This window comes from Bacillus sp. GBSW19, assembly GCF_002998655.1.
Lineage (GTDB): Bacteria > Bacillota > Bacilli > Bacillales > Bacillaceae > Bacillus.
Window position 1 is genome coordinate 926,420 of record NZ_PVRF01000002.1, and the last position, 8,118, is coordinate 934,537.

The window sequence follows — 8,118 nt, forward strand, 5'->3', positions numbered from 1 at the left end:
AATTTAGGAGGACCACTATGAAATTCACGATTCAAAAAGATCGTCTTGTCGAAAGTGTCCAAGATGTATTAAAGGCCGTATCCTCTAGAACAACGATACCTATTTTGACAGGGATTAAAATTGTTGCATCTGATGAGGGGGTTTCTCTCACAGGAAGCGACTCTGATATCTCAATTGAATCCTTTATTCCTCAAAGAGATGGAGATTTAGAAGTAATCACGATTGACCGTCCAGGGAGTATTGTGCTTCAGGCCCGCTTCTTTAGTGAAATTGTGAAGAAACTGCCAATGGCTACTGTCGAAATTGAAGTAGAACAAAATCACCTCACGATCATCCGTTCTGGTTCAGCGGAATTTAACTTAAACGGCTTAGATGCTGAGGAATATCCGCATCTGCCGCAAATTGAAGAGCATCATGCATTTCAAGTCCCGACAGATTTGCTTAAAAACTTAATTCGTCAAACCGTTTTTGCAGTGTCCACCTCAGAAACACGACCTATCTTGACAGGTGTAAACTGGAAGGTAGAGAAAGGTGAATTAATATGCACGGCGACGGATAGCCACCGTCTTGCTTTAAGAAAAGCGAAGTTGGATATTGACGAGGAAAGCTCATACAATGTTGTAATTCCAGGGAAGAGTTTAACAGAGCTAAGTAGAATCCTTGATGACGGACAAGATCTTGTGAGCATCGTGATTACAGAAACGCAAGTTCTCTTTAAAGCACAAAACGTGTTATTCTTCTCAAGATTGCTGGATGGTAATTATCCAGATACAGCTCGCCTGATCCCGCAGGAAAGTAAAACGGATGTCGTGGTCAACACGAAGGAATTCCTTCAAGCCATTGACCGTGCATCACTTTTGGCAAGAGAAGGACGCAATAATGTCGTAAAGCTGTCGGCTGATCCTGAACAAAGCCTTGAGATTTCTTCTAATTCACCTGAAATCGGTAAAGTAGTCGAAACGGTTCAAGCAGATGACATTAAAGGGGAGGACCTCAAAATCTCCTTCAGTCCAAAATATATGCTGGATGCGTTAAAAGTATTAGAGGGAACAGAAATTCATGTAAGCTTCACTGGTGCCATGAGACCGTTCCTGTTGCGCACGCCAAATGATGATTCAATCTTGCAGTTGATTCTCCCAGTCAGAACATATTAATCCAATCTAAATTAGCTGCTGTGTGAGTGCACAGCAGCTTTTCTTCTCGTTTACCATGCTTTCTTTCATCCTAGTTCGCTTTCCCCCTTTCCTTCTTGTCTTGTTTTTTAGTACAATTAGATATTAGTGATATTGAAAGAGGTCGATATAATGCCTAATCTTATAACCATTGAGAAAGAAATGATTACATTAGGGCAGTTTTTGAAATTAGCCGAAGTCATCCAATCTGGCGGAATGGCGAAATGGTTTTTAAGTGAACATAAGGTGTTCATTAATCAAGAGCCAGATAATAGACGGGGACGCAAACTATACCCAGGAGATGTTGTCGAGATAGAAGGTTATGGCACATTTCAAGTTGTGAATTAGAAACGGGTGACAATACATGTACATTCAAAGTCTGGCGTTAACTTCATACCGAAACTATGAACACACTGAGCTTCAATTCGACAACAAGGTGAATGTCATGATCGGTGAGAATGCCCAAGGTAAAACGAACTTGATGGAAGCGATCTATGTATTGTCGATGGCAAAGTCGCATCGTACGTCAAATGATAAAGAACTTATCCGATGGGACCAAGACTATGCTAAAATAGAAGGTAGAGTCATCAAAAAAAATGGTCCACTCCCAATGCAGCTCGTGATCTCAAAAAAAGGGAAAAAGGGCAAGGTCAATCACATTGAACAACAGAAGCTCAGTCATTATGTTGGTGCGTTAAACACCATCATGTTTGCACCAGAGGACTTAAGTCTTGTGAAGGGCAGCCCGCAAATCCGCAGAAGATTCCTCGATATGGAGATTGGACAAGTTTCGGCTGTCTACTTGCATGATTTATCGCTCTATCAAAAAATCCTCTCTCAGCGGAATCATTACTTGAAACAATTGCAGACAAGAAAGCAAACGGATCAAGCGATGCTGGAGGTTTTAACAGAGCAGTTGATTGATGCGGCAGCGAAAGTTGTCAAAAGACGACTGACTTTTACGAAACAGCTCGAGAAATGGGCGCAGCCGTTGCATTTTGGCATTTCTAGAGAGCTAGAAACACTCACGCTCCAATACCAGACTTCGATAGAGGTATCAGAAGCGTCAGACTTGTCGAAAATAAAGAATAGCTATGAAGAATCGTTTCAGAAACTAAGAGACAGAGAAATAGACCGAGGAGTGACACTGTGGGGACCTCACAGAGATGACCTTCTTTTCTTTGTGAATGGTCGGGATGTTCAGACATATGGCTCTCAAGGGCAGCAAAGAACAACAGCTCTTTCACTAAAGCTGGCAGAAATCGACCTGATACATGAAGAAATCGGAGAATATCCCATTCTTCTACTCGATGATGTTTTATCTGAACTTGATGATTACAGACAGTCTCATTTGCTCCATACCATTCAGGGACGTGTACAGACCTTCATCACCACAACAAGTGTTGAAGGCATCGATCACGCCACCTTGAAAGAAGCGGAAATTTTCAGAGTAGCCAGTGGAAAAGTAATTGACTGATAAATGAGGTGTGAGTCTTGTATATTCATTTAGGTGATGATTGTGTTGTTTCTACACGAGAGATTGTCGCAATTGTTGATTACAAAATGAGATCGTCTTCTGTTGTAGAAGAGTTTCTCCAAAAACAAGAAGAACAAATCATTTCGTTATCACAAGGAACACCCAAATCCATCGTCGTCACAACTGAATCTGTTTATTACTCTCCTCTTTCCTCAAGCACGCTCAAAAAACGTGCTTCATTTGTGATTGAAATTGAAGTCTAAAAGCTCAATTCATATAAATATATCGTTTAAGAAAAGTGTAGGTGAATGTACGTGGCAATGGAACAGCAACATAATAGTTATGATGAAAATCAGATACAGGTGCTCGAAGGACTAGAAGCTGTTAGAAAACGTCCAGGAATGTACATCGGGTCAACCAGTGCAAAAGGACTTCACCATCTTGTATGGGAAATTGTCGACAACAGTATTGATGAGGCTTTAGCTGGATATTGCACAGATATTACGGTGCAAATTGAAAAGGATAATAGCATTACAGTGAAAGATAATGGCCGCGGGATTCCGGTTGGGATTCATGAGAAAATGGGACGTCCTGCTGTAGAGGTCATTATGACTGTTCTTCACGCTGGCGGTAAATTTGACGGCAGCGGTTATAAAGTATCTGGCGGTCTGCATGGCGTAGGGGCATCTGTTGTTAATGCGTTATCTACGACCTTAGACGTGACCGTATATCGTGACGGGAAAATTCATTATCAACAATTCAAACGCGGTGTTCCAGCTGGAGATTTAGAGATCATTGGTGAAACAGATGTTACAGGGACAACCACTCATTTTGTGCCAGATCCAGAAATTTTTACTGAAACCATTGAATTTGATTACGACACACTTGCCAACCGTGTACGTGAGTTAGCTTTCTTAACAAAAGGTGTAAACATCATTATTGAAGATTTACGTGAAGGTAAAGAACGACGAAATGAATACTGCTATGAAGGCGGTATTAAGAGCTATGTAGAACATTTAAATCGCTCAAAAGAAGTCGTTCATGAAGAACCCGTTTACATCGAAGGTGAAAAAGACGGAATCACGATTGAAGTGGCATTACAATATAACGATTCCTATTCAAGCAACATCTATTCCTTCGCCAACAATATCAACACGTATGAAGGCGGAACGCACGAAGCAGGCTTTAAAACAGGTTTGACGCGTGTTATCAATGATTATGCTCGTAAAAATGGCGTATTCAAAGATGGAGACTCGAATTTGAGCGGTGAAGATGTGCGAGAAGGCTTAACAGCCATTATCTCCATCAAACATCCAGATCCTCAATTCGAAGGACAAACGAAGACAAAGCTTGGGAACTCAGAAGCAAGAACCATTACCGACTCCCTTTTCTCTGAAGCACTTGAGAAATTCCTCTTAGAGAATCCTGATGCTGCAAAGAAAATTGTGGAGAAAGGTGTGATGGCAGCTCGTGCAAGAATGGCTGCCAAAAAGGCACGTGAGCTGACAAGACGTAAAAGTGCACTGGAAGTCTCCAGCTTACCGGGGAAACTGGCGGACTGTTCTTCTAAAGACCCTTCCATCTCTGAACTCTATATCGTAGAGGGAGATTCTGCGGGCGGATCTGCTAAGCAAGGCCGTGATCGTCACTTCCAAGCGATCTTACCGTTAAGAGGGAAGATCCTAAACGTTGAAAAAGCGCGACTAGATAAAATTCTATCGAACAACGAGGTTCGTTCAATGATTACAGCATTAGGAACTGGAATCGGAGAAGACTTCACTTTAGAGAAAGCTCGCTATCACAAAGTTGTGATCATGACGGATGCCGATGTGGATGGAGCGCACATTCGAACGCTGCTTTTAACATTCTTCTATCGCTACATGCGTGAAATTATTGAAAACGGTTATGTGTATATTGCACAGCCGCCTTTATATAAAGTGCAGCAAGGAAAACGTGTTGAGTACGTGTATAACGACAAACAGCTAGATGAGCTGTTAAAATCACTTCCTCAAACACCAAAACCTGGACTTCAGCGTTATAAAGGTCTTGGAGAGATGAATGCTACTCAGCTTTGGGAAACAACAATGGATCCTGATGCGAGAACACTTCTTCAAGTCACACTTGAGGATGCGATCGATGCTGATGAGACATTTGAAATGCTCATGGGAGATAAAGTAGAGCCGAGAAGAAACTTTATCGAAGAAAACGCGCAATACGTGAAAAACCTCGATATTTAGATAGATCCCTACTGAGAACAACCTTATTTCTTGTTTGGAATAAGGTTGTTTTTCAAGAAATAGGGGCGTATAACCAATGTCCTGTTTTTCCGTGTTTTCGTTGATTTTCTAGTAAATAAATGTGTATAAAGACGAGATTATTGATATAATGGAGAATAGTCTTGTGAAGATAAATACATATTTTACTCCCACATAATTTATTTCATGTGATACGTAAAGGGAGGTTCTTATAGTGAGTGAACAACATACACCAAATGTACGCGAAGTGAATATTAGTCAAGAAATGCGTACGTCCTTTTTAGATTATGCAATGAGTGTGATTGTGTCGCGTGCATTACCAGATGTGCGAGACGGATTAAAGCCCGTGCATCGAAGAATTTTGTATGCGATGAATGACCTAGGTATGACTAGTGATAAACCATTTAAGAAATCTGCACGTATCGTTGGGGAAGTTATCGGTAAGTATCACCCTCACGGTGACAGCGCTGTATACGAAGCAATGGTTCGTATGGCGCAAGACTTCAACTATCGTTATATGTTAGTTGATGGTCATGGAAACTTTGGTTCAGTCGATGGAGACGGAGCAGCGGCGATGCGTTATACCGAGGCGCGTCTATCGAAGATTTCTATGGAAATCCTCCGTGATATCACAAAGGACACCATTGATTATCAAGATAACTATGACGGCAGTGAAAGAGAGCCAATGGTGATGCCTGCAAGATTCCCAAACTTATTGGTCAACGGAGCGACAGGAATTGCCGTAGGAATGGCAACCAATATTCCGCCGCACCAATTAGGTGAAGTGATTGATGGGGTATTGGCCATCAGTCAAAACCCGGAAATGACAACACAGGAGCTTATGGATATCATCCCAGGGCCAGATTTCCCAACAGCAGGTCAAATCATTGGCCGAAGTGGTATTCGAAAGGCGTATGAAACAGGGCGCGGCTCTATTACATTAAGAGCAAAATCGAATATTGAGGAAACATCTAGCGGAAAACAGCGCATTGTTATCAATGAGATCCCGTACCAAGTCAACAAAGCCCGTTTGATTGAAAAAATTGCTGATCTTGTGCGTGATAAAAAGATTGATGGCATTACAGATTTGCGTGATGAATCAGATCGTAATGGTATGCGTATTGTCATTGAACTGCGAAGAGACGCAAACGTCCATGTTCTATTAAACAATCTTTATAAACAAACGACACTTCAAACGTCATTTGGTATCAACTTATTAGCACTTGTTGATGGACAGCCGAAAGTCTTGTCCCTCAAACAATGTCTTGAGTATTATCTAGAGCATCAAAAAGTGATCATTCGCAGAAGAACGGCGTATGAGCTGCGTAAAGCAGAAGCAAGAGCACACATTTTAGAAGGCCTCAGAATTGCACTTGATCACTTAGATGAAGTCATTGCTTTAATTAGAGGCTCTCAAACTGCGGAAATTGCGAGAAATGGTTTGATGGAAAACTATAGCTTGTCTGAAAAACAGGCACAGGCCATTCTTGATATGCGACTTCAGCGTTTGACTGGCCTAGAACGAGAAAAGATAGAAGATGAATATAAAGGACTTGTTGATTTGATTGCTGAATTAAAAGCCATTTTAGCAGACAATGAGAAAGTACTTGAAATCATTAGAGAAGAATTAACAGAAATTAAAGAACGCTTCAATGATACGCGCCGGACTGAAATTGTGACAGCGGGTATTGAAACAATTGAAGACGAAGATTTGATTCCTGTTGAGAACATCGTGATTACGCTGACGCATAATGGTTATATCAAGCGTCTCCCTGCATCAACATACCGCAGTCAAAAAAGAGGCGGTAAAGGTGTCCAAGGAATGGGAACCAACGAAGATGATTTCGTTGAACAGTTGATTTCAACATCGACCCACGATACGATTCTTTTCTTCTCTAATAAAGGGAAGGTTTATCGTGCGAAAGGGTATGAGATTCCTGAATTCGGACGGACAGCGAAAGGGATTCCGATCATTAACCTTCTTGAAGTAGAAAAGGGAGAATGGATTAACGCCATTATTCCAGTAAGCGAATTTGATGAAAATTCGTATCTCTTCTTTACAACAAGACACGGTGTATCAAAACGGACGACATTGTCTCAGTTTGCTAACATTCGAAACAACGGTCTTATTGCACTCAGCCTTCGTGACGAAGATGAACTGATGGCTGTTCGTTTAACCAATGGAGAAAAACAAATCATCATTGGAACGAAAAAGGGGATGCTGATCCGTTTTGACGAGACAGATGTTCGTGAAATGGGACGTACGGCAGCTGGAGTGAAAGGTATCACACTTTCCGAAGATGACATTGTCGTGGGTATGGAAATCCTTGAGCCAGATGCAAACGTATTGATTGTAACTGAAAAAGGATATGGCAAACTAACCCCTGAAAAAGAATACCGTGTTCAAAGTCGTGGAGGTAAAGGTCTTAAAACGTGCAAAATCACTGATAACAATGGTCCGCTTGTCACAGTGAAGGCAACTAATGCTGAAGCCGAAGAAGACTTGATGATTATTACAGGAAGCGGTGTAATCATTCGTATGGCCGTTTCTGACATTTCGACAACAGGTCGAGTCACTCAAGGTGTCCGCCTAATCCGCCTCGGTGATGAGGAACATGTCGCTACAGTGGCATTAGTTGAACAATCACAAGAAGACGATGAAGAGATTAGTGAAGAGAACGTAGAAAATATAGAGTCAGATCAAGAGCAATCTGAGTAAAAATGAAGCCGGTTCTTCACCGGCTTTATTTTTTTTTGAAAAACATCATTTTTTTTGAAATTTATAATGCTTTTTTCATAGATATGTGTTAATCTTTCAAAGGAGCAAAAAGAGGCTCTATTTTTTATCTCATTCTCAGTAAAAACTTCTTAAAAAAACAAAATGTTTTTTAAGAAAAATGTTGACTGTTGATAGAGATACATGATATATTTAAGTGGTCGCTTTAAGAGAGTGGCACACAAGTTCTTTGAAAACTAAACAAGACAAAACGTACCTGTTAATTCGAGTTTTTATAAAAAAATCCTATGATACATCATAGGTAGTCAGTCAAACGCTGACGAAAAACAAAACTTCGGTTTTGTACTTTTTCGGAGAGTTTGATCCTGGCTCAGGACGAACGCTGGCGGCGTGCCTAATACATGCAAGTCGAGCGGACAGAAGGGAGCTTGCTCCCGGATGTTAGCGGCGGACGGGTGAGTAACACGTGGGTAACCT

The 8,118-nt window shown here is 41.2% G+C and carries 6 protein-coding genes and 1 rRNA gene; all 7 read left to right on the top strand.

Annotated features, from left to right (window positions below):
- Positions 1-17: 17 nt before the first annotated feature.
- Positions 18-1,154, top strand: coding sequence for a DNA polymerase III subunit beta (gene dnaN, locus C6344_RS14460; protein ID WP_034660670.1), 1,137 nt, complete (start codon positions 18-20; stop codon positions 1,152-1,154).
- Between the two features lie 150 nt (positions 1,155-1,304).
- Positions 1,305-1,520 (top strand): S4 domain-containing protein YaaA, encoded by a 216-nt coding sequence (gene yaaA, locus C6344_RS14465; protein WP_106073041.1) that lies wholly within the window; start codon positions 1,305-1,307, stop codon positions 1,518-1,520.
- Between the two features lie 16 nt (positions 1,521-1,536).
- Positions 1,537-2,649, top strand: coding sequence for a DNA replication/repair protein RecF (gene recF / locus C6344_RS14470; protein ID WP_106073042.1), 1,113 nt, complete (start codon positions 1,537-1,539; stop codon positions 2,647-2,649).
- 17 nt (positions 2,650-2,666) lie between these two features.
- Positions 2,667-2,912, top strand: coding sequence for an extracellular matrix regulator RemB (gene remB / locus C6344_RS14475; protein ID WP_008360920.1), 246 nt, complete (start codon positions 2,667-2,669; stop codon positions 2,910-2,912).
- 57 nt (positions 2,913-2,969) lie between these two features.
- Entirely contained in the window at positions 2,970-4,886 is a 1,917-nt protein-coding gene (gene gyrB / locus C6344_RS14480) for a DNA topoisomerase (ATP-hydrolyzing) subunit B (protein WP_060597746.1), read from the top strand.
- A gap of 232 nt (positions 4,887-5,118) precedes the next feature.
- Positions 5,119-7,623: a DNA gyrase subunit A gene (gene gyrA / locus C6344_RS14485; RefSeq protein ID WP_066031458.1), complete on the top strand. Its 2,505-nt coding sequence runs from the start codon at positions 5,119-5,121 to the stop codon at positions 7,621-7,623.
- 365 nt (positions 7,624-7,988) lie between these two features.
- Positions 7,989-8,118, top strand: a 16S ribosomal RNA gene (locus C6344_RS14490); the annotation flags it as partial.